General features: G+C 68.4%; 20 protein-coding genes. 6 read left to right on the forward strand and 14 right to left on the reverse strand.

All coding sequences use genetic code 11. The annotated features are described in order from the left end of the window. Positions 1-97: 97 nt before the first annotated feature. From IG75_RS0122120 to IG75_RS0122130, 3 genes are read right to left on the reverse strand one after another with little or no spacing between them, the layout of a single operon-like run. Positions 98-922 (reverse strand): helix-turn-helix domain-containing protein, encoded by an 825-nt coding sequence (locus tag IG75_RS0122120; protein WP_030523021.1) that lies wholly within the window; start codon positions 920-922, stop codon positions 98-100. Continuing rightward, the gene (locus IG75_RS0122125) at positions 919-1,470 is read right to left on the reverse strand and encodes a DUF6879 family protein (RefSeq protein WP_030523020.1); all 552 of its coding nucleotides are present in this window, start codon (positions 1,468-1,470) and stop codon (positions 919-921) included. The genes IG75_RS0122120 and IG75_RS0122125 overlap by 4 nt, the downstream gene beginning before the upstream one ends. After that, positions 1,470-1,703, reverse strand: a complete 234-nt coding sequence (locus IG75_RS0122130) for a hypothetical protein (protein ID WP_051714803.1) — start codon at positions 1,701-1,703, stop codon at positions 1,470-1,472. Before IG75_RS0122130 ends, IG75_RS0122125 begins: the two co-directional genes overlap by 1 nt. A gap of 248 nt (positions 1,704-1,951) precedes the next feature. Between IG75_RS0122130 and IG75_RS0122135 the strand changes: the two genes are divergently transcribed. Next, positions 1,952-2,299 (forward strand): hypothetical protein, encoded by a 348-nt coding sequence (locus IG75_RS0122135; RefSeq protein ID WP_245713225.1) that lies wholly within the window; start codon positions 1,952-1,954, stop codon positions 2,297-2,299. A gap of 167 nt (positions 2,300-2,466) precedes the next feature. On the opposite strand, the gene IG75_RS0122140 is transcribed toward IG75_RS0122135, so the two are convergent. Together IG75_RS0122140 and IG75_RS0122145 are read right to left on the reverse strand one after the other, a co-directional pair. Next, positions 2,467-2,952, reverse strand: coding sequence for a GNAT family N-acetyltransferase (locus tag IG75_RS0122140; RefSeq protein ID WP_030523017.1), 486 nt, complete (start codon positions 2,950-2,952; stop codon positions 2,467-2,469). Positions 2,953-3,049: 97 nt separating this feature from the next. After that, positions 3,050-4,297 carry an amidohydrolase gene (locus IG75_RS0122145; RefSeq protein ID WP_030523016.1) on the reverse strand — a complete coding sequence of 416 codons (1,248 nt, stop codon included), beginning with the start codon at positions 4,295-4,297 and terminating at the stop codon, positions 3,050-3,052. Between the two features lie 400 nt (positions 4,298-4,697). Here IG75_RS0122145 and IG75_RS0122150 point away from each other — a divergent pair, with 400 nt between their 5' ends. From IG75_RS0122150 to IG75_RS37465, 4 genes are all read left to right on the forward strand, one after another. Next, the gene (locus tag IG75_RS0122150; protein WP_030523015.1) at positions 4,698-5,984 is read left to right on the forward strand and encodes a lipase family protein; all 1,287 of its coding nucleotides are present in this window, start codon (positions 4,698-4,700) and stop codon (positions 5,982-5,984) included. A gap of 243 nt (positions 5,985-6,227) precedes the next feature. Beyond that, entirely contained in the window at positions 6,228-7,388 is a 1,161-nt protein-coding gene (locus IG75_RS0122155; RefSeq protein WP_051714804.1) for an alkane 1-monooxygenase, read from the forward strand. 70 nt (positions 7,389-7,458) lie between these two features. After that, positions 7,459-7,824, forward strand: a complete 366-nt coding sequence (locus tag IG75_RS36475; protein ID WP_036514812.1) for an effector-associated constant component EACC1 — start codon at positions 7,459-7,461, stop codon at positions 7,822-7,824. Further along, positions 7,821-9,317 (forward strand): caspase, EACC1-associated type, encoded by a 1,497-nt coding sequence (locus IG75_RS37465; RefSeq protein ID WP_051714805.1) that lies wholly within the window; start codon positions 7,821-7,823, stop codon positions 9,315-9,317. Before IG75_RS36475 ends, IG75_RS37465 begins: the two co-directional genes overlap by 4 nt. 80 nt (positions 9,318-9,397) lie before the next feature. On the opposite strand, the gene IG75_RS0122170 is transcribed toward IG75_RS37465, so the two are convergent. The 8 genes from IG75_RS0122170 to IG75_RS0122205 form a co-directional block, all read right to left on the reverse strand. Beyond that, positions 9,398-9,844, reverse strand: a complete 447-nt coding sequence (locus IG75_RS0122170; protein WP_030523011.1) for a nuclear transport factor 2 family protein — start codon at positions 9,842-9,844, stop codon at positions 9,398-9,400. 163 nt (positions 9,845-10,007) lie between these two features. Then, positions 10,008-10,979 (reverse strand): prolyl aminopeptidase, encoded by a 972-nt coding sequence (pip, locus tag IG75_RS0122175; protein ID WP_030523010.1) that lies wholly within the window; start codon positions 10,977-10,979, stop codon positions 10,008-10,010. A gap of 92 nt (positions 10,980-11,071) precedes the next feature. After that, entirely contained in the window at positions 11,072-11,467 is a 396-nt protein-coding gene (locus IG75_RS39230; protein ID WP_030523009.1) for a nitroreductase family deazaflavin-dependent oxidoreductase, read from the reverse strand. 122 nt (positions 11,468-11,589) lie between these two features. Continuing rightward, positions 11,590-12,336, reverse strand: coding sequence for an ABC transporter ATP-binding protein (locus IG75_RS0122185; protein WP_051714820.1), 747 nt, complete (start codon positions 12,334-12,336; stop codon positions 11,590-11,592). Positions 12,337-12,374: 38 nt separating this feature from the next. After that, positions 12,375-13,436: a taurine ABC transporter substrate-binding protein gene (locus IG75_RS0122190; protein WP_030523007.1), complete on the reverse strand. Its 1,062-nt coding sequence runs from the start codon at positions 13,434-13,436 to the stop codon at positions 12,375-12,377. Beyond that, positions 13,433-14,311 carry an ABC transporter permease gene (locus IG75_RS0122195; RefSeq protein ID WP_030523006.1) on the reverse strand — a complete coding sequence of 293 codons (879 nt, stop codon included), beginning with the start codon at positions 14,309-14,311 and terminating at the stop codon, positions 13,433-13,435. The genes IG75_RS0122190 and IG75_RS0122195 overlap by 4 nt, the downstream gene beginning before the upstream one ends. Positions 14,312-14,497: 186 nt before the next feature. Then, positions 14,498-15,442, reverse strand: coding sequence for a TIGR03564 family F420-dependent LLM class oxidoreductase (locus IG75_RS0122200; RefSeq protein WP_030523005.1), 945 nt, complete (start codon positions 15,440-15,442; stop codon positions 14,498-14,500). A gap of 110 nt (positions 15,443-15,552) precedes the next feature. Continuing rightward, entirely contained in the window at positions 15,553-16,722 is a 1,170-nt protein-coding gene (locus IG75_RS0122205) for an NAD(P)/FAD-dependent oxidoreductase (protein WP_030523004.1), read from the reverse strand. Positions 16,723-16,920: 198 nt separating this feature from the next. Here IG75_RS0122205 and IG75_RS0122210 point away from each other — a divergent pair, with 198 nt between their 5' ends. Then, positions 16,921-18,345, forward strand: coding sequence for a WGR domain-containing protein (locus IG75_RS0122210; RefSeq protein WP_030523003.1), 1,425 nt, complete (start codon positions 16,921-16,923; stop codon positions 18,343-18,345). On the opposite strand, the gene IG75_RS0122215 is transcribed toward IG75_RS0122210, so the two are convergent. Beyond that, positions 18,346-18,735 carry a winged helix-turn-helix transcriptional regulator gene (locus IG75_RS0122215; protein ID WP_030523002.1) on the reverse strand — a complete coding sequence of 130 codons (390 nt, stop codon included), beginning with the start codon at positions 18,733-18,735 and terminating at the stop codon, positions 18,346-18,348. Positions 18,736-18,766: the final 31 nt, after the last annotated feature.

The raw sequence follows: 18,766 nt of genomic DNA on the forward strand, positions 1-18,766 counted from the left end.
TGTGCGAGCCGGCGGATGACTGCGCGGCTGGTCTGGGTAGAAGTGTGCCTGCCATGTCGGATACGGCACGAGACGCTCGAAGCTGTTCGACGCTCTCTTATCGGGGTGCAGTTGCCCGGATCAACGCTCGGGCGTCGTCACCGTGTGCGGCTTGTTCGGCCAGTAGCGCGAACGTTTTCTCGTGCAGCGCGATTTCCGACGGCCGGGTGATGGTGAGTTCGGCGCTCACGGTTTCGGTGATGACCTGGGTGCGGTCGTACATCACGAAATTCGTCGCGGGTGCTCGGTACTCGGCTCGCAGCGGGATCACCCCCAGCCGCAGGTTCGGCCGCGTCGACTCGCTGAGCAGGTGTTCACATTGCGTCGCCATGACCTCGGCGCTCCCGACGGTGCGGTGTAGCGACAATTCGCCGATCAGGATATGGAACCGGTGGCCGGCGCGTTCGAGGACGCGCCGGCGTGCCATTCGCATGGCTACGGCTTCTTCCAGGTCGTCACGGCCACCGGTGATGGCGATGCAGGCACGCAGGACGGCACGCGCGTATTCCTCGGTCTGCAGCAGGCCGGGCAGGGTATCGGGGGCGAACCATCGGATCAGCCGCGTTTGCCCTTCCAGCTCGATCGACTGGCGTTGCCGGTGGGCGTGGCCGGCGGCCACGGTGCGCTGCCACTCCAGGTACATCGAGCGTAGGTTGCGCAGGTTGGCAACCAGGTCGTCGAGAACGGCCAGGCTCTCGCAGGCATCGCACCAGGCGGCGAGGTCCGCTTCGGAGGGTGCCTGTTTTCCGCGCTCGATGCGGCTGACCTTGCTGGAGTGCCAGCCGCACCGTGCGGCGAGTTCGACGCCGGTGAGGTGAGCGGCTCGGCGCAATTCGCGTAGGCGTGCGCCGAGCGCGGACCGTGCGTCGGAGACAGCGTTCACTGCGCGTGCGTGTACTCGCTATCGGCGTACCGGGCGTGGTCGATGCCGTTCTGCCACAGAATCGCTCGCGCTCGTACACATCGGTCGACGATTCCTGGGTCGGTGGTGATCGATAGGCCCATGAATTCTCCCGTTTCGGCGAAGGTAGTGAACGCAACGGTATCGTCGTCGAACAACCAATAGTCGTCGCGGGGTACCTCGTCCGGGCCGGCGAGGTGGCGGGGGAGCCATCGCACCGATTCGCCTGTTTCGATTCGGATATTTGTTCGACTGAGCAGCCACCGTGTGTAGTCCGAGTGTGGAACGGTGACCACGCGTAGTCGTTCGAGCACGACACCGCGCCCAGCCGTTTCGACCATCAGGTCATCCCAGGCTCTCCAGGATGCGGGTTGTTCCGCCGGTTCGTAGGCTTCCCCGGCCTCCCAGCGCCGCAGTGCTTCGACCTCATCGGCTACGCCGTAGGTGTCCTGCACCTCCAGGTGGAAAGCGCGATGTCGGGCCGTGCGGAACAGCGGTTCGAATATTCCGTCGCCGACGACATGCCGCATCAGCGCACCACCACGGCCGTTTCGTGGTCGGCAAGGGTCAGCTGCGCCAGAACCTCCGGCGCGGTGACGGGTTCGCCGGATACGAGAAAAGCTCCGGGCGTATCGGCTGCCTCCACCCGCAACTCCATTCCCGGTTCGAGCCAGTCGATCAGTTCGTGAGGGACCAGTACGGTGGCCGCGCGGCCGGTGATATCGCCTTGCACCACGAGTTCGCCCGTGTCGGCGGCATACACCGCCGGGCAGGTGCCGTGATCCGAGCCCGAGCCGAGAAGTCGTAAGCGCAGATTTTCATCCTTTGCGATCGAGACTATCTGATAGCGCGATCATCCTGTATTGATCCATACAGGCCAAGGTTTCGCGCAAAGCCTCGCAAAGTTGTAGTGAACGCCAACTCTGCTTCCCTAGCGTCGCTTTCGGCCCCGCCGCCGGGTCGGCCCACCAGAGCTGCACTCGGGGGCCATGACTCGCTCCCCGGTGGCGGGTGCATACCAACGACGCGTGGGACAGGGAGCAGATGGACGGCAGGGGCAGGGCGCTGGGGTTGATCCGCAAGGATGTGTTCGGCCACGGCGTAGATATTCATCAGGTGGCCGACCGATTCGGGTACCGGGTTGTGTGGACGATCTACCTCGACACCGGCCCGCTGGTTTCTTCGTTGATCCTGGCGGGCGCGGTGGCGGAACACGAAGCCGAGGCCGTCGTGGTGCCGGGGTTCGAGCACGCCGACGCGGTGCGTCATGTCGTGACAGATCTCGCCGCGCTGGTCACGCCTGTCCAGGTCTACCCGCGCGGTCACCGGTGGCCGGTGGTCGATATGGGCCGGGCGTGATCACACTCGGCTTCCTCGTTGCGGTAGGGCTTCCGCTGGCGGTGCTGGTCTGGGCACTGGTGTGGCCCGAATAGCGGGCACGACATCTTTGCGCGGGCCGTGCCGGGCGATACAACGCTTCGGCGTTGCCGAATCCCGGACAGTTCCGGTGTTCGCCGTTGCTTGCGTTATTCGAGGTCGACGGCTGCCCTGACCGTGCCGTCCTCGCCTATCGGCGTCCCTGCCGGCAGCAGTCGCCGCGCGGCTGCGTTGTCATCGGTGGTGACGGCGACAATCTGCCGGATACCGGCAGCCGCGGCGGCGATTCGTAGTTTTCCGGCGACCGCTCGTCCGACTCCGCGACCGCGGTGGGAGCGGCCGATCCAGACACCTGCTTCGAACGAGTCGCCTTGATATTCCAGGCGCGCCGCACCAACGGCCCGGCCGTCGACCGTGATGACGTAGGTGAGTTCGACCGGCTCCTCGGCTCGGAGCGCGCGTCCACGGTGGAACTCCAGAAAAGCCTGCTTGCGTTGAGCGGTCCATCCCGGTTCCCCGGCCACCGGGGGCATGACCTCCGACGGATCGGCATCGGCCACCGCCGCCGCCAGCAGCGCTGCGAGATTGTTCTCGGTCAGCGGCTCCAGTTCGATAGACATCGGGTTCTCTCGCATATCGGGAGGCTGCCGGTCGGGGCCGGAGGTGTCAACGGAATTCCGGCCGGGCCGTGAATCGGGGAGGGCTCCGAACCGCCTCTCCGGTTCCAAGGGGTCAGCGGGTGGCCGGTAACCAGGTGCGGGCCGCGGTCACCAAGGCGCCGACGCCGATCGGAAGCGTCGGATCGATGACGGGGGCGTACCGGGGCGAGTGGTTGGAGGGCACGGTGAGCAGGGCGGGGTCGGTCATATCACCCGTGGTGAACTGGGCCGGGTCCGCGCCGCCGAGCAGCCAGTAGGACAGCGGGGCGCCGGAACCGGTGGCGAAGATGCCGACGTCCTCGCTTCCGGCGCCGGCTCCCGGATCGAGGATATTGTCCGGTCCCAGCCACGACGCGAAGGCCTCGAGGGTTCTGTGCAATGCGGCCGGGTCGTTGATGACGACCGGGAAGCGTTCGATCTCGGTGATGGTCGGCTCCTCCGGCGCGCCGGCAGTGGCCGCTTCGCCGCGCACGATGCGTTCGACGCTGTCCAGGATGCGGCGGCGCACGGCAGGGTCGTAACTGCGGACGTTCAACTGGATTTCGGCGTGACCGGGGATCACGTTCGCGGCATCGCCGGCATGGCTCGAGCCGACGGTGAGTACCGCTGTCGCGGTGCTCGGGATCTCCCGGGAGACGACGGTCTGCAGGCGCAGTACCGTCGCGGCGGCCAGTACGACGGGATCGACCGAGGCCTCCGGCATGGATCCGTGTGCGCCGCGGCCGACGATCCGCACGCGCAGCGAATCCGATCCCGCGTACGCCGGGCCCGGATGCCCGGCGATCTTGCCGGCCGGTAGCGGCGCCACATGCTGGCCGAGGACGACATCCGGCATCGGGAATCGGTCGAACAGGCTGTCGTCGACCATGGCCTGGGCGCCGGCGCCCAGCTCCTCGGCGGGCTGGAACACCAGGAGTAGGGTGCCCAGCCAACCGGAGCTGTCGGCGGCGAGCGTCTGTGCCGCACCCACCAGGCAGGTGGTGTGCAGATCGTGACCGCAGGCGTGGGACACCGGGACGGTGCGGCCGTCCTCATCGGTGACCGTGACGGTGCTGGCGTAGTCGAGGCCGGTGTCCTCTCGGACGGGCAGGGCGTCCATATCGGCGCGCAGCAGGGCCGTCGGGCCCGCGCCGTTCTTCAGGACGCCGACCACTCCGGTCCCCCCGACTCCGGTGGTGACGTCGAACCCGGCGCCGCGCAGCCGGTCGGCCACGAGGGCGGCGGTGCGGTGTTCGCGGAACCCGAGTTCGGGATGCCGGTGGATGTCCTTGTACAGATCCACGAGGGCCCGATCGGTGCCGATGCCGCCTGATGTGGTCACGGATCTCCTCCGATGTCGTCTTCTGCGGGGCAGATGACCCGGCCGGCAGGTCGTCCATGGGGCCGGTTCGCACGCGGAGCGGTCTGCGCGTCCGGCCATTCTTCCATCCGGTTGCCTGCGTTGACCGGAGACCGATCGACTCGCGCCGAATCAAGGCGGCGGCTTCCGGGACTGCGCCCGCCGCATGGCATAAGCTGTGGCCTCGGCAATCGAAATGCCTGTGTTCCCGCTTGTGCGCTCGAATAGAGATACTCGCAGTATTCGATTGGATCGGTTGGATCGAAGCGTCACCGTCTCCTGCTAATGGTCCGCTGACCAGCAGCGTCGTGCTGCGTCTGCGGCGATCGTGCCTTCCGGCCCGATAACTGCCCTGGATGAACCACACGCATGAAGGATCGGTATGAAGAGCGAAAAACGTGCCTGGGTCGCAGTGTTGACAGGAACCCTCATCGTCGCCGGTGGCGGGGCGATCGCCGCACCACCGGCATGGACGGAACCGGCGTCGTTACAGTCGCAGGGCGCCGGGGGCGACATTCTCCGTGCCGAAGCGTCGCAAACAGTGGTGTCGGCTCCCGGGATACCCGGGACGGTCCCGGCGAGGTCGATACGCCTCACCTATGCCAGCAGCGATACCCATGACGCGCCCACCACGGTGGTGGGCACGTACCTGGAGCCGCTCGCGCCGTGGACCGGCCCGGGAGAACGCCCGCTGGTGGCGTACGCGGGCGGCACCCAGGGGCAGGGCGCCGAATGCGCGCCCTCGGCGATGCTGTCGCAGGTGGTCCGATTCCAGCCGCCCGCCGATATGATCTTCGAATACGACGCCATCGCGATCTACCAACTGCTCGCTCGCGGTATGGGGGTGGTGATAACGGACTATCACGACCTCAACGCGCCGGGCATCCACAACTTCCTCAACCGCAAGACACAGGGCTACGCGGTACTGGACTCCGCGCGCGCCGCGTTGCGTTTGCCCGATACCGGACTCGGCCCGAACTCGCCGGTCCTGCTGTACGGCTACTCCCAGGGCGGGATGGCTTCCGCGGCGGCAGCCGAGCTGCAACCGAAATACGCCCCCGACCTGAACGTGCGCGGCGCCTATGTGGGCGGGCCCCTGGTGAGCCCCCAGGACTACATCGCGCGCTTCGACGGCCGCCCCGGTGTCGGAACGGCCATCGCCTGGATCGTCAACGGCATCGCCGCCGATTATCCCGACACCCGGCCGGTACTCGACGCTGCGCTGAACAATACCGGTAAGGCGATCATGAACGAGGCGATCGGTAAATGCGGCGGCCTCTCCAGCAGTTTCACGCAACCGCAGAACACGACGCAGTGGACCACCAGCGGACTGCCGCTCACAGCCGTGATCGATGGCTCCCCGGAACTGAAAAGGGCGTTCGACCAGCAGCGGCTCGGCGGGCTCGCCCCCTCGGTGCCGGTCCGTATCTACTCGGCCAGGCACGATGAGGGAGCGCCGTACGCGGCCGTCCACGGTATGGCCGCGAGTTGGTGCGGTGCCGGTGCGACCGTTCAGCTGGACTCGGACGCCGGTCTGCCCCCCATATCCGCCGGGTTGCTGGGTACCCACGATGTGGCGTTCTTCCCGTCGCTGATGAACTCGCAGCAGTGGGTGACCGATCGCCTTGCCAACGTGCCGGCCCCCGTGAACTGCGCGGCCCTGCCGTAGTCCGGCGGAGGCACGAGCACTTCCGGCACTCCGATATCCCGATCGGGCAGTAGCTCTGCCGCGATCACGCATTCTGGCTGAACGCGTCCGCGTGTCTCGCTACCATGTCCGGCTATGGTCGGTCCAGGAACTTCTCTGCTCCGGACCGACCGGCCGGGCGTATCGAGATATGCGGCGTTTCAGCGTTACCCGTCTTCAGCTGCCCTCACCGATCAGGTTGCCGTGCGAAAGAGCGGAACGGATATGACACCTCTCAGACGCGAAAACGCGCGCGATCACAAACGCTATCTCTGGATTCTGAGCACCGTGGCGCCCGGTTGCGCGCTATTACCCTCGCAACTGGTGCACCTCACCGGGCTCGCGCTCTTCTGGTGGATCGGTCCGATCCTCGTGTTCGTGATCATTCCGGTGCTGGACATCGCAGTGGGCTGCGACGGAATCAGTCCGCGCGACGAAGACTACGAGGCCCTGTCCAACGACCGTTATTACCGCTGGTGCACATTTCTCTTCCTGCCTATGCAACTCGTCGGTCTGGCTATCGCGGGATACATGTGGTCCGGCTCCGAACTGACGCTCGTCGATAAACTCGGGCTGACCATAACCTTGGGTATTGTATCCGGTATCGGCATCAATGCCGCGCATGAACTCGGCCATCGGGTCGAAAATTCCGAACGCTGGCTGGCGAAAATCGCGCTGGCGCAATCCGGGTACGGTCATTTCTTCGTCGAGCACAACCGCGGCCATCATGTCCGCGTCGCCACACCCGAGGACCCGGCGAGTGCCCGCTTCGGCGAGCCGCTGTGGGCGTTCATACCGCGCAGCGCGGTCGGCGGCTTCCGCTCGGCACTTGCCCTGGAGCGGGAACGCCTGTCCCGCAAGGGGAAGAGGTGGTTCAGCCGGGACAATCAGCTACTACAGGCATGGTCGCTGAGCGTCGTGGTATTCGGTGCGATGATTCTCGCCTTCGGGCCCGTCGTCATCCCCTATCTGGCGCTACAGGCCGTGATCGGCATCGGATTGCTGGAGACCGTGAACTACCTCGAGCACTACGGTCTGCTCCGGGCCCGTCGCGACGACGGTCGTTACGAGCGGTGCGCACCACGTCACAGCTGGAACAGCGACCGCCTGGTCACCAATGTTTTTCTGCTCCACCTCCAACGCCACAGCGACCACCACGCGAACCCCGGCCGCCGCTACCAGACGCTGCGCAGTTCCGACGAAGCCCCCCAGCTGCCGTTCGGTTACGCCACCATGGTCCTGCTCGCCGCCGTCCCACCGCTGTGGCGCGCGGTCATGGATCCCCGGCTCCTGGCCCATTACAGCGGCGACACCACACTCGTCAACAGGAAACCGCGAAGGTCCCGGACCGGGTCTCCCGGGGAGTCCGGAGACATACTCGTGTGACAGCTCGTGGTGCATCCGGCCGGTTCTCGTATTCGGTGCCGAGACTCCGATGGTCCGGCAAAATGGCCTCATGTCGGAACCTGACGGCCAGTTGATGATTCGTACCAGTGGGGGCCCCGATGAATTGTTCAGGTTGCTGGACTGGTTTCGTCACGACGATGAGTTGCGTGGGCGGGTGAGCCCGCTGTCGCCGGGGGTGCGTGACGGTCGGATGGGTGATCTCTATGACGTGCTCGTGGTCGCTGTCGGAGCGGGAGGGCTGGCGCCGGCATTGACGCGGTCGCTGTCGGCGTGGCTGACTCACCGACGCGCGGACATCACGATCACGGTGAAGCGGAGTAACGGCGCGGAGATCACGCTCGACGCGAACCGTGTCAAATCCGCCGAGGTGCTCGCGCAGGTGCGGGACCTGCTCGACGAGGTCGACAATCCGTGACCGCGGCGCCTGATCGGAGTGGGTCGCGGGCCCTGCTGATCGGTGTCGCCCACTACACCCACCCCGATATCCCCGATATCCCCGCCGCGACCACCAACCTCACCGACCTCCGGCGAGTACTCACCGCGGAAAAAGGTGGCGGCTTCGCCACCGAGCACTGCACACTGCTCACCGACCCTGATCACAGCACTCAGATCGGCGCCGCGATCAGCACCGCAGCGCATGAGGCCGGCGAGGTCCTCTTGGTGTATTTCACCGGTCATGGGCTGCTGGACCGCCGCGGCCGGCTCCACCTCGCGCTCAGTAGCAGCGATCCTGCTTTCTCGCAGGTCGGTTGGACCTCGGTGCCGTTCACGATGTTGCGCGAGGAAATTCTCGACAGCCCGGCCCGCGCACGGATCCTCATCTTGGACTGCTGCTTTTCGGGGCGCGCCTTCGAAGCGATGAGCGGCGATGCCGGGTTGGTGGCCGGGCAGACAGAGATCCGCGGCACCTACACCATCGTGTCGTCGGCAGCCAACGAAACCTCTTATGCTCCGGCCGGCCATCGCAATACCGCCTTCACCGCGGCGCTGCTCGCCGCCGCCGGGACTCCCGGGCTGGCTCTCGACGAGTTGTACCGGGAAACCGACAGGCGTCTACACCGCGATGGGCACCCCCGACCCCGGCGGCGAAGTATCGATATCGCCGGCGATCTCCGCCTGTTCGGTATCGCCGCCGATGAGCAGCAGCACCGGACTGACGCCGAATCCGGCGACAGCGACCTCGCTCACCGCCTCGGTAGCGGGCAGGAACACCAGGGTGGGACCGAAGACGCGGAATCCCGGTATGGGCGAGCGGCTGTCGACGGCGACTCCGACGCCATGCGGGATCTCGCGGACCTGCTCTACGAGCGAGGTGCATCGACCGAAGCAGAGTCGTGGTATCGGCGAGCAGCTGAAGCCGGCCACAGTGACGCCATGCGCAACCTCGGGTTTCAGCTGTACGGGCGAGGCGAACTGGCCGAGGCGGAATCCTGGTATCGACGAGCCGCAGCTGCCGGGGACAGCGCCGCCATGCGTAACGTCGGGATCCTGCTGGCCGAGCGAGACGAATCCGCAGAAGCCGAGGTCTGGTACCAGAAGGCGATCAATGCCGGAGACACCCTCGCGATGTACAACTTCGGGGTTCTGCTCGGAGAGCGAGGCGAACTGGCCGAGGCGGAGAACTGGTATCGGCGAGCCGCCGACGCCGGGAACACCAACGCGATGTTCAATCTCGGAAACCGGTTGAGCGAGCGGGGCCGGCTTGTCGACGCCGAGTTCTGGTATCTGCGGGCCGCCGCCACCGGACACGCCGAAGCGATGAACAACCTCGGGGTGCTGCTGGCGGGGCGGGGCGAGATCGTCGCCGCCGAGTCCTGGTATCGCCGGGCTGCCGACGCCGGAAGCACCAGAGCGATGTCGAATCTCGACCACCTGCCAGACGAGCGGGATGCGTTTCCCCGAGACTGAGCCCCGACGCAGCTTCAGCGGGGTCGAACCTGCGTCATCGCCGTGGCGCGCGGCATTGCCTGGAGTCTGTGTTGTACCCGCTAATCGTCGGAGGTTGGTGAACAGGCGGCCGCGATGGCCGCGGTGTCCCAGTAGAACGGGCGGACTTCGGTGATCTGCCCGCCGGCCACGGTGATGGTCTGCAGGATGGGGAAATCCAGTTCGCGGCCGGTGACGCGGGAGCGGGCGTGCACGTGGGTGTGGACCACGAGCGGGCCGGAATCGGACAGGATCGTCTGCTCGGCCATGTCGAAGCGGTCCCAGGTGGCGCTCATGGCGAGGAAGAAACGCTCCATGCCGGCATGGCCGCGCCAGACGCCGCCGTAGGGGAGACCGTCGGCCTGGTGGAGTTCGACGTCGGCGGCGAAGAACGGCGCGAGCGTGGTGAACGAGGCGCTGCCCGGTCCACCGGCGGCGAGATACTCGGCTTCGGCTCGATACATACCTTCGAGGACGAGCCGGGCCGACGGTGCGGAAGTTGCGGTCATGGAACCACTATCGGAGTCCGGTGGACGGCCCGCTGGCGGCAATCGGACAGCGCGTTCGGCGGGACTTCGGCCTGGAGCGCAAAACCCGCCGGTCACCGACCGGGCGTGTGGAACTCGGAGACCTTCCGTGCTGTGGCCGCGCGTCCGGTAAGCGGTACTCGGGTCAATGCGCGAAGCGGGCGATCGCGTCGAGCACGGCGGTGCGCAGGGCAGGGCTGCCGGTGTGCCCGGAATCGTCGACGATCCGCAGTTCGGAGCCGGGCCAGGCACGGGCGAGCTCCCAGGCGGTGCGCAGGGGCGCGGACAGGTCGAGGCGGCCGTGGATGAGCAGGCCGGGGATGCCGGCGAGCCGGTGGGCATCGCGCAGTAGGCTGCCGTCCTCGAGCCAGGCGGCGTGGGCGAAATAGTGGGTGCAGATCCGGACGAAGGCCAGCCGTGCCGCATCGGGTTTCGCGCTGTACTGACCGGGCGTGCCGAGGTTTTCGTGCGCGATCACCGCGTCCTCCCACGCGCACCATCGCCGGGCCGCCGTCGCCCGGACCTCGGGGTCCGGATCTTCCATGAGTTGCCGATACGCCTCGACCAGTTCGTCGTCCCGGACGCCGGCCGGGGCGCCGGCGCGGAACCGCTCCCATTCGACCGGCAGCAGCAGCCGCAGGCCGTGGTAGAGCCAGTCGATCTCCTGCGGCCGGGTCGTTGTCACCCCGACCAGCACAATCCCGGTGACCCGTTCCGGATGACGTTCGGCGTAGGCGAGGATCAGCGTCGAACCCCACGAACCGCCGTAGAGCAGCCACCGGTCGATACCCAGGTGTTCGCGTAGCGCCTCCATATCCGTGAGCAGATGCTCGGTGGTGTTGTTCCGCATATCGACCGCCGGATCCGCGGCGTGCGGCCGGCTTTCACCGCAGCCACGCTGATCGAACAGCACGATGCGGAAGACCGTCGGGTCGAACATGGAGCGCGCGCCGCGGCGGCCACCGCCGCCGGGCCCGCCATGGACCACCAGCGCGGGGCGGCCTTCCGGATTACCGCTGGTCTCCCAATAGATCCGGTTGCCCTCGCCCACGTCGAGCAGGCCCGAATCGTAGGGTTCGATCGCGGGAATGGGTTGCCGGGGTCCGGAAGCGGTCACGGAGCGCCACAGTAATGGGCGGCGAGCCGTGGCCACTCGGTGGACACACGGACGCGGATGCGCCCGCTGCCGTGAGTTGTGGAAGCGGAGGATCAGTCGATCTCGAGAACGATGAGCCCGGCCACCCGGTTGCCCAGGCGCGCGATACGTGAGACCTCCGCTGTGGCGGTGCGGGGCGGGATCACGCGCGGTGCACGCAGGGTGAGCGCGCCGGCGCGGCAGCGCAGCCGGGCGCGACCCGCGGTCACGGTGTTCTTCACCCAGTTGGTCTCGCCGTGGAGGAGCACCACCGCGACGGTCGCGCCGCTGCGGAAGACACAGATCGGGGTCTCGTACCGGGTTCCGGTTTTCCGGCCGGTGTGTTCGATCACGGCGTAGCCCGGGAGGGAGGGGGCGATGCGCCGCATCCACGGGTTCACGAACCGCACACCGAACCGGTCGATCCATTTCGGAAAGTAATGCGGCAGTGCAGCGCCGGTGCCCGTCATCTCGCCGAGCCTACGAGCGCGCGATCCGGGGAACATCCTTCCGTGGGGGGATTTCGGTACCTCGAGCGAACTCGTGTGACGGATGGAGGCCGGTGCCGGCCGGAGAGGTCGGGATCGAGGGCTCAGGTGGCGTGGGCGGTGTAGATGTGCCGGGCGAGTTCGTCGCGCATGGCGATGAACCCGGGGTCGGCGCGGACCTCGGCGAACCCGGCGTCGCCGAGATCGTGCTCGAGCGCGGTCGGTTCGTCGTAGATGATCCGGCCCGGCCGCGCGCCCATGACGATGACCCGCGTCCCGAGCAGTAGCGCCTCGTCGATGCTGTGGGTGACGAACAGGACGGTATTGCGGCGTTCCCGCCACAGCGCCAGCAGTTCGCTCTGCAGTTTTTCCCTGGTGAGCGCGTCGAGGGCACCGAAGGGCTCGTCCATCAAAATGATTTGCGGCTCGTTGATCAGCACGCGGGCGATCTGGACGCGCTGCTGCTGGCCGCCGGACAGTTCGTAGGGGCGCCGGTCGCCGAGCCGGTCGAGGCCGACGAGGGCCAGCAGGCGATCGGCTTCGGCCTGTCGTCGTGCGCGCTCGATTCCCCGTACCCGGGGGCCGAATTCGACATTCCGCCGGACCGACAGCCAGGGGTAGAGGGTCGGCTGCTGGAAGACGACGCCGCGATCGGGGTCCGGCCCGGTGACGGGCCGGTCACCGACCCGGACCGTGCCGCCGCTGGGTGCCAGGAACCCGGCCAGGATATTGAGCAGGGTGGTCTTCCCGCAGCCGGACGGACCGACCACGCAGACGAACTCGCCGCCCTCGACGGTCAGATCGGTGGGTGCGAGGACCTGGGTGGGGGACTGTCCGCCCGGGTAGCTCATGGTCACCGCGGAGAGGGTCACCCGGTGGGTTGTGGCGGTCACTGTGCCGCTGCCCGCGCGGCGTCCGGATAGAGGGCATCCCGGTAGGCCTGTTCGCCGCCGACCGCCTCGATACCGCCCTGGCTCAGCAGGAATTCCGCGGTCCTGTGCAGGGCACCGGCGAAATCGCCGCCCAGGTACTCCGGCCCGGCCTGCTCGGTCGCGGTCGGGTAGGTGTAGCCGGCCAGCTGCGGGCGCGCCAGCTGCGGGTCGATACCGAGCTGGGCGCCGATCGCCACCGCGGCCTCCTCGGGATTGTCGCGGATCTGCTCGATCGCGTAGTTCTGGACTTTTGCCCACACCGCCGCGAATGCGCTGTTCTTTTCGAGGAAGGCGGTGGTGGCCGCGGCGATATCGAAGGTCGGCGCGCCCTGGGCCGCGGTCTCCGCACTGGAGGTGAGGACGGTGCCGCCGGCCTCGATGAGCTCGGACAGGGTCGGATCCCAGACCCACGCCGCGTCGATCTGGTCGCCGGACCAGGCGCCGGGTATCGCGTTCGGCTGCAGATTGATCAGGTTCACCTGGCCGGACAGGCCGGCCTTGCCGAGCGCGGCGAGCAGGCTGTAGTGCGCGGTACTGCCGAACGGTGTGGCGACCCGCTTACCGCGCAGACCCGCGAGCGAGGTGACCGCCTTGTCCTTGACCACCAGCGATTCCGATTCCCCGATCACATCGTGGATCCACAGCACCCGCACCGGCAGGTCCAGCGGCGCCGAGACCGCCTTGGTGGCCGGGCTGGAGCCGAGGGTGCCGATATCGATACTGCCCGCGCCGAACGCCTGCACCACATCGGCGCCGGAGGAGAACTGGCTCCAGGTGACCGTCGCGTTCGGCAGGCACGCCTCCAGCAGGCCGCGGTCCTTGACGTAGAGGTCGGCGTTGGGGATCGCCTGGTAGCCGATGCGGGCGGTCGCGGTGACCTCGGTGTCGGGGGTGAACGGGCAGGTCGTCCCGCCGTCCTGGGCGCCGCTGTCGCCGCGCCCGGATTGGACGCAGCCGACGGTGGCGGTCACGCCGAGAGCGAGGACCAGTGCGGCGACCGTCCGAAGTGAGCGTTTCATGCCTTGCCTTTCCAGGGGACCGCCACATCGCCGGCCAGTTTCAGGAGGGAATCGAGGGCCAGTGCCGCGCCACCGATGACGATGATGCAGGCGATGGTCAGCGGGGTGTCCAGCTGCGTACCGGAGATATAGGCGAGTCCGCCGATACCGGGGATGCCGTTGTTGAGTTCGGCGGCGACCACGGTGGTCCAGGCGAACGCGGTGGCGAGACGGATACCACCGATGACCTCGGGCAGGGTGGCGGGCAGGACGACACGGAGGATCACCTGGACCCGGCCGGCGCCCAGTGAGCGGGCGGCATGCAGGTAGTCCTGCTTGACCCCGGTGACACCGTTCAGGGTCGCGATGGCGATGGGCGGGAACGCGGCCAGGAAGAGCAGCCAGATCTTGGAGACATCCCCGATCCCGAACCAGACGATCAGCAATCCGATATAGCCCAGCGGGGGGAGCGCGCGCAGGAAGTTCAGGATCGGTTCGGTGACCAGCCGGACCGGGGCCAGCATGCCCATGACGAACCCGGTCGGCGGTCCGGCCACGACGGCCAGGCCGATCCCGGCCCCGATACGCTGCAGGCTGGCGACCAGATGTTCCCACAGGTAGTAGTTCTGCTCACCGATCACCATGCGATCTACGCCGGGCGCGATCGGATGCCGGGTGTTGGCGCGGACGAACGCGTCCCAGACCGCCCCGGGCGAGGGCAGGTACAGCGGATCGACCAAGGCGGTCGCGGTGACCAGGACCCAGAGCACCAGCACCAGAACCAGGGCGGACAGCCGGGTCACGAACGGCCGGATCAGCCGCCGGTAGCCGGCGCGGCGTGCGGCGGGACCCGGTGGCGCGGCGGCGGTATCCGGCGCGATCTCGGTCGCGGTCACCGCGCGCCCCTGACGATTCGCCCCATGTCGGTCACCGCACACTCCACACTCCGCCCGACCAGGGCTGCCGAGCCGATCGTCGGCGATCGGCGGGAGTGAGGACGGTACCGGCCGCGGGTGGGAACCGGCAGGATTGCGCGCGCCGTGAGCGAAACCGAGCGCCGTGAGCGAAACCGGGCGCCGGGATCAGACCGGGACGCCGCCGAGCGCGCCGAGGAAGCGCCAGGTCGCCAGTTCGTCCTCGGGGCCGCCGAGGTCGGTCTGGGTGACGAGCAGTTCGGTCGCGCCCGCCTCCACGTAGCGGCGCAGTTGTGTTTCGACCTCGGCCGCGGTGCCGATAACGGCCAGCTCGGCCGCGGTGCCGACACCTTCGCGGTCCAGGACCGCGCGGTAGGACGGAATGCTCTCGTAGAAGGCCATCTGTTCGGCGGCCCGGGCCCGGACCTGCTCCGGACGGTCGGTCACCACCACCGCGACCCCCGCGATCACACGGGGCCGGGGCCGGCCCGCGGCCCGGGCGGCGACCTCGGTCCGCGGCACGATATCGCCGCCGAGGGTGCGGGGTCCGGCCAGGAACGGCACGATTCCGTCGGCGAGTTCACCCGCGGCGGCCACCGCCTGCGGACCCATGGCCGCCACGACGATATCGGGCCCGTCGCCGCCGGCCACCGCCGCCGGGAGCGGCGGCGCCGCGGCGACGGTGTGCCCGGTGAAATCGACCGTCCCGGTGGTGAGTACCGAGCGCAGGACGGTGAGATATTCGCGCAGCCGGCGGATCGGCCGCTCGGTGCGGATCCCGAACGCGGGTTCTTCCAGGTCCCGTGCACCGAGGCCGAGACCGAGGGTGAACCGGCGATGGCTGGCGGCATGGGCGGTCTGCGCCTGGCTCGCGACCACGAGCGGATGGCGCGGGTTGATCGGGACCACCGAGGTGCCGACGTGCAGGCCGGGAACCGCGGAGCCGACCACGGCCGCCAGCGAGAGCGAATCGACGTCGAAACGCTGCCCGAACCAGGCGCGGTCGATGCCGCTCCGCTGGAGGAGACGGGCCCGTTCGATCACATCGTCGACGGCATTGGCGGCGGTGGGACGGGGAGCGAGGGCGATTCCGATCGGTGCGCTGAGTGCCATGTCGGCGCCAACACCCCGGCCGGTGGAACGTATTCCGTTTCACTCACTCCGAACGGGAACGCCGACGAGGACCGGGGGTAACGGTACGGTGATGCCCCGGCCGCGGGTGTTCACCGCCGGGCAGTGGCGGCGGCCGTACCGGCCTTCCGGCCGCCCTTCAACCACAGTGCCGCACCGGGTTTGCGCGCCTCGCGCCGGATCTGCCAGAGGGTGCCCTTGCAGATGGTTTCCTTCACCGTCGCGGCCACCCGGCCCGCCAAGAAGGCATTCACCGGTGTGTCGTCGCGACGGGCCACCTGGATGACCGCCCCGCGGCGGCCCAGGCCGATAGCCGATCCGACGAACGCCTGGTCGATGGGTACGGCGATATCGCCGGCGAGCCGGCGCAGCACGGTATCGGCGGCCTGGGCACCCAGCGGGATCGCGGCCTGGCAGCTCATCCGCAGCGGCTGCCCGGAGGGGGCCGCCGCGTCCCCGGCGGCGATCACCCGGTCGTCGTCGACGCTGGTGAGGGTTTCGTCGGTGCGCAGCCGGCCCAGCTCGTCGGTGGTCAGGCCGCTGGCGCGGGCCAGGTCGGGCACCCCGAAACCCGCGGTCCAGACGGTCACCGCGCTGGGCAACACCGTGCCGTCGCCGAGGACGACGGCGTCGCGGCGGACCTCGCCGACGACCGCGGTGTCGAGGACGTCCACACCCAGCCGGCGCAGCCGGGCGGCCACCGCGCGGCGTCCCGGCGCGCTGAGCGCGGGGCCCAGTACACCGCCGCAGACCAACCGCACCGTCCGGCCCCGCTCGGCGAGTTCGGTGGCGGTCTCCAGCCCGGTCAGGCCGGCGCCGACGACCGTGACCGGGGCATTCGCGGCCGTTCCGGCGAGCGCCGCGCGCAGCCGCTGTGCCTGCTCGAGTTCGGCCACAGAGCAGGCGAATTCGGCCGCGCCGGGCACCGCCGAACCCGGCGCCGCGGTGCTGCCGACGGCGTAGACGAGGTAGTCGTAGGCCAGTTCCGCACCGGCGGCCGTGTGGATCGTCCGGGTGCCGGTGTCGATCCGTGTCGCGGTGTCGACGAGCAGGTCGATCCCGGTACCGAGCAGGGAGTCGTAGCCGACTGTCGCCGTACCCGTACCGGCGGCGAGCTGGTGCAACCGGATGCGTTCGACGAATTCCGGGCGTGGATTCACCAGGGTGATCTCGAGGTCCGGCCGCCGGCGCAGCCGGTTGGCGGCCAGGGTTCCGGCGTATCCGCCGCCGATCACGACCACATGGGTGCGCTGCTGAGGCATGGTGGCTCCGTTCGCTGGGGTCCTACCACTGGAGACGAGACCGGGCCGGGGTGCGTGACGCGGTGTGAGCACCGTCTCGGCCGGTATCCGCGGCGCCCGTGCCCGCGGGTTCCGCGGCGCTGGTTCGACGGTGTTCCGTATGTCGGTGCCGGTTGCTACTTTTCGCGTCGAAGCGCAACGACGACGAGCGGGACCAGTATGACCACGGCAACCACGACCTATCTCGAACTGTCGGAGGAAGGAGGATCGGCGCATAAGTTCTACGAGGTCGCGGTGGACGGCACCCAGGTGACGATCCGGTACGGGCGGATCGGTGACCAGGGGCAGAGCAAGGTCAGCTCCTTCGCCGACGCGCGGAAGGCGCAGGCGGCGGCGCAGAAGAAAATCGGCGAGAAGGTCCGCAAGGGCTATGCCCCCGCGGTCCCGGGCGCGCGGGCGGCGCGGGCGGTCACCCGGCGGGCGATCACCAGCGGACGTTCCACCGCCCGGACCGCGCCGGTGCTGTGGACCTTCGATTCGGGTGCCGCGGCGTTCGGTATCTTCATCGACTCCGAGCGCTGCTGGGTGGGGAACGAGAACGGCGACGTCTTCACGCTCACCCCGGCCGGTGAGGTGACCGGGCGCTTCCGGCTGCCCGACGCGGTCAAATGCATTGTCGCCGACGACTTCTGGATCTACGCCGGCTGCGACGACGGCCGGGTCTACGATCTGTCGGGCAAGGTGCCGCGGGCGGCCTACGATATCGCCGCCGATGTCGATATCTACTGGCTCGATATCCACGACGGCATCCTCGGTGTCTCCGATGTGCAGGGCGGCCTCACCGTGATCGACCACGAGGAGGAATCGCTGTGGTCGCGGCGCAGCGACGGGGATTCGGGCTGGATGGTGCGCATCGACGCGGACGGGGTGTACCACGGGCATTCGGGCGGGGTCACGAAATACGACCTGGGCTCCGGTAACCATCAGTGGCACCGCGGCACCGGCGGTGCGGTGTTGTTCGGCTGGCAGGAGGCCGCGGCGGTGTACGCCGGTACCGCGCGTAACCAGGTGCGCATGCTGGACAAGGGTGGCCGCGCCGACCGGACGTTCCAGTGCGATGCCGCGGTGTACTCGTGTGCGGCCTCGCCGGACGGGCGCTACGTTTTCGCCGGTGACAACTATTCGTCGGTGTACTGCTTCGACGCCGACGGTCGCCGGCTCTGGAAACTCGGCACCGGCTGCGGTTCGGCGTATTCGATGCAGTACCACGACGACCGGCTGTACCTCGTCACCACCGCCGGCACCCTGGCCTGCCTCGATGTGAGCGAGACCGCGGTCCGCGACGCCGAACAGGGTGTGCTGCCGCAGACCGTCTCGGTGAAGGCGCCGCCGCTGGCCGCCGTGGTGCCCAGCAGCACCGTGGAGGTGGCCACCGATGCGGGAGGCGGCGTGGTGGTCGAATGTATCGATGTGGGCGGGCGTCTGCGGGTCCACATCGTCTCACCGGGCTACCGGCGGGAATGGAATGTACAGTTCCCCAGGGATATCCGGCAGGCCGGCACCCGCTATGTGGTGGACGGGGTGGCCGAGTCGGCGCGCGGTGGGTTCTACCGGGTGCGCGGGGACATCCGCCGGCTGACCTGATCAGGCGCTGCACGCACCGATCTCGGCGTCGAATGCGGCACGGGCACCGGTCAATTCGGATAAGTGCTCCCGGGCCCAGCCGCGGACGTGTTCGATCACGCCGAGCAGGGAACGGCCGAGCGGGGTCAGTTCGTATTCGACACCCTGGTCGTCGGTCGCCCCCACCGGGCGCCGGCGCACCAGTCCGTCCCGTTCCATCGCCACCAGGCTCTCGGCCAGCACCTTGGCGCTCACCGGGTGCAGATGCCGCCGCAGCACCCCGAAACGCTGCGGCGAGTTCTCCAGGGACAGCACGATCATCGCCGTCCATTTCCCACCGATCCGGATCGGGAAACCGCTCATCGGGCAGGCCGGGTCGAAGCCGGGGAGCTGGGCGTCTGGCCTGGTCACCGTTGCAGTATAGGTAGTTACGTTGCGGTCA

Origin of the sequence: Nocardia rhamnosiphila NBRC 108938, assembly GCF_000720425.1 — a bacterium.
GTDB lineage: Bacteria > Actinomycetota > Actinomycetes > Mycobacteriales > Mycobacteriaceae > Nocardia > Nocardia rhamnosiphila.

Excerpts from the sequence above, each read along its gene's own strand:
- IG75_RS0122125 (WP_030523020.1), bottom strand. The coding sequence starts at position 1,470 with ATGCGGCATGTCGTCGGCGACGGAATATTCGAACCGCTGTTCCGCACG.
- IG75_RS0122140 (WP_030523017.1), bottom strand. The coding sequence starts at position 2,952 with ATGCGAGAGAACCCGATGTCTATCGAACTGGAGCCGCTGACCGAGAAC.
- IG75_RS0122150 (WP_030523015.1), top strand. The coding sequence starts at position 4,698 with ATGAAGAGCGAAAAACGTGCCTGGGTCGCAGTGTTGACAGGAACCCTC.
- IG75_RS0122155 (WP_051714804.1), top strand. The coding sequence starts at position 6,228 with ATGACACCTCTCAGACGCGAAAACGCGCGCGATCACAAACGCTATCTC.
- IG75_RS36475 (WP_036514812.1), top strand. The coding sequence starts at position 7,459 with ATGTCGGAACCTGACGGCCAGTTGATGATTCGTACCAGTGGGGGCCCC.
- IG75_RS0122170 (WP_030523011.1), bottom strand. The coding sequence starts at position 9,844 with ATGACCGCAACTTCCGCACCGTCGGCCCGGCTCGTCCTCGAAGGTATG.
- IG75_RS39230 (WP_030523009.1), bottom strand. The coding sequence starts at position 11,467 with ATGACGGGCACCGGCGCTGCACTGCCGCATTACTTTCCGAAATGGATC.
- IG75_RS0122185 (WP_051714820.1), bottom strand. The coding sequence starts at position 12,336 with ATGAGCTACCCGGGCGGACAGTCCCCCACCCAGGTCCTCGCACCCACC.
- IG75_RS0122190 (WP_030523007.1), bottom strand. The coding sequence starts at position 13,436 with ATGAAACGCTCACTTCGGACGGTCGCCGCACTGGTCCTCGCTCTCGGC.
- IG75_RS0122200 (WP_030523005.1), bottom strand. The coding sequence starts at position 15,442 with ATGGCACTCAGCGCACCGATCGGAATCGCCCTCGCTCCCCGTCCCACC.
- IG75_RS0122205 (WP_030523004.1), bottom strand. The coding sequence starts at position 16,722 with ATGCCTCAGCAGCGCACCCATGTGGTCGTGATCGGCGGCGGATACGCC.
- IG75_RS0122210 (WP_030523003.1), top strand. The coding sequence starts at position 16,921 with ATGACCACGGCAACCACGACCTATCTCGAACTGTCGGAGGAAGGAGGA.